This window comes from Actinoplanes sp. NPDC051633 (assembly GCF_040681735.1).
Taxonomy (GTDB): Bacteria; Actinomycetota; Actinomycetes; order Mycobacteriales; family Micromonosporaceae; genus Actinoplanes.
Genome location: NZ_JBFAZH010001287.1, coordinates 1 through 2072, shown reverse-complemented (window position 1 = coordinate 2072; position 2072 = coordinate 1). Strand labels below are relative to the sequence as shown.

The following is a 2072-nucleotide window of genomic DNA, read 5'->3' as shown; positions in this document are numbered from 1 at the left end:
CCACCGGCGCGCTGCGGCCGATGCCGCGCGGGTCGAAGCCGACGATGTCGAAGCGGGCGCGGATCTGCGAGCTGAAGAAGGAGGCGGCGTTCAGGGCCATGTCGACGCCGCTGCCGCCGGGACCGCCGGGGTTGACGATGAGGACGCCGATCCGCAGATCCGGGCGGGCCGCCGGCCGCCGGGCGACGGCGATGCCGATCTTCGAACCGGCCCGGTCGCCGTCCACCGGAACGGGCAACGTCGTGCACTGGGCGGTGGCGTCGTCCTCGCAGGGCAGCCATCGCAGTTTCGCCGCGGCGACGGCCGGCAGGGGCAGGAGCAGGACGGAGAGGAACGCCGCCAGGATGGGCCGGATGTGTCGCACCCGGCCCATCCTGGGGCATGCACCCTTACTAAAAGGGTATTTCTGACTAACGAACCCCGAGGTGGCGGAACGCCCGCTTCACGAGGTCGACACGCTGTGCCTGGGGCAGGCCCTCGAGCCCGAAGCCCAGGTACACCGTGTCCTTCGTCGTGGTCGCGGCGCCGTTGTCGAACGCCTTCTGGCTCCGGCTCCAGGTGTTCGCGTTCGGGTTGGACCCGGCCGGCGGGGCTGCCGCCGTCCAACCGCCGAAGCCGTCCTCGAACGAGGTCTGCTCGGCGACGGCACCGCCCTTCTCGACCCGCACGTTGTCGAGGAAGACGCCGAGGCCCTGAGTGCCCCAGTCGGACATGTAGGTGATCGACACCTCGACCTGCTTGCCCGCGTACGCGGACAGGTCGAAGTCGTACTCCTGCCAGCCGTTGCTCGCGCCGGTGATCGCGTTCCACGTGCCCGTGGTGCCGGTCGCCGAGCAGTCCGCGCCCTGGTAGTGGGTCAGGAACGGGTGCAGCCCCTGGATGCCCTCGGGGCAGCTCTCCCCCGTGCCCGTGCCGGTGTGCCCACCGGCCTCCGGCAGCGTGGTCCAGTCGTCCGCGCCCACCGTGTGCGCCTCGACGAACATGTAGTCCCAGTCCGTCTCGATGTCGTGCGACACGTTGAACTTGAGCCGGCCGGCGGTGGCCGCGCTCAGGTCGACCGTCTTCGTGAGCCGCTTGTACGTGGCGTCCGCCTGCCCGCTCCACAGGTACCAGTCACCCTCGTACGGGTCGAACGGCGCCGCGCCCGGCAGCACCCAGTCGATCGGAGCCTCGCTGGCGAACTGCGGGAACTGGTCCACCGGCAGGAAGCTGGAGGTGGACAGGAACGCCCCGGTGTGGTCCTGGTTGCCGGCCGACCCGGGCGCGTTCAGCGTCCCGGAGAAGCCCTCGAACCGTCCGGCCTCGCCGATCAGCGGGTACGGCCCCTCGGCGCCGGTGCCGCCGTCGTCCACGTACGTCCACGCGCCGAGCCAGTACTGCTCGAAGTCGTTGAACAGCTGCAGACAGGTGGGGTCGGTGCTGACCGCGCATTCCGGCTTCGCCGGGTCGGGCTGGTAGCGGTACGACCCGTTGGTGCCGTTGGCGTACCCGGCGTACTTGCCGCCGTAGATGAGCTTGCCGCCCTCGTTGAGGTAGTCGCGGACCGCCAGCTCGATCTGCCACGCGTTGCGCGAGGCCGTGCCGGTGGCCTGCCCGGTGGCGCGCGGGATCACGTCGTCGCCGGTCTCCCAGACCACGGCCTTGTAGTGCGACAGCACACCCAGCGGGTGCGGCACCCTCCGGCCGTTGAGGTCCATGTCGTACACGTCGGCGGTGCGCCCGGCCGCCTCGATCGCGGCCACGTGCTCGTCGGCGTACTTGGCGGACGCGACACCCTGCACCGGCGAGATGCCGGTGGTGTCCTCGGCCGCCAGCACCAGCACGTCACCGCCGATGTCGTTGGACACCGTGTAGGTGAACGGCGTGCTCGGCTGGGCGCCCGTCGCGGTGAACCAGACGGTCACCTTGTCGCCCGGCTTCTGCCCGCGGACCGTGCCGCGGAACTCGGCGTAGTACTTGTTGTGCGTGCCGCCGTAGCGTTCGCCGCCGTCCCAGAGCTGCACCGCCCCGGTGCGCTCGGCGCCGTCGTTGATGCGGTAGTGCAGCACCTTGTCGCGCAGCTTGCGCTCGGC

Annotated in this window: 2 pseudogenes; both read right to left on the bottom strand. The window is 70.7% G+C overall.

Annotation, left to right across the window (positions count from 1 at the left end):
* Positions 1 to 364: pseudogene (locus AB0M20_RS40155) on the bottom strand (alpha/beta hydrolase); the annotation flags it as partial.
* 46 nt (positions 365 to 410) lie between these two features.
* Positions 411 to 2072: pseudogene (locus tag AB0M20_RS40150) on the bottom strand (zinc carboxypeptidase); the annotation flags it as partial.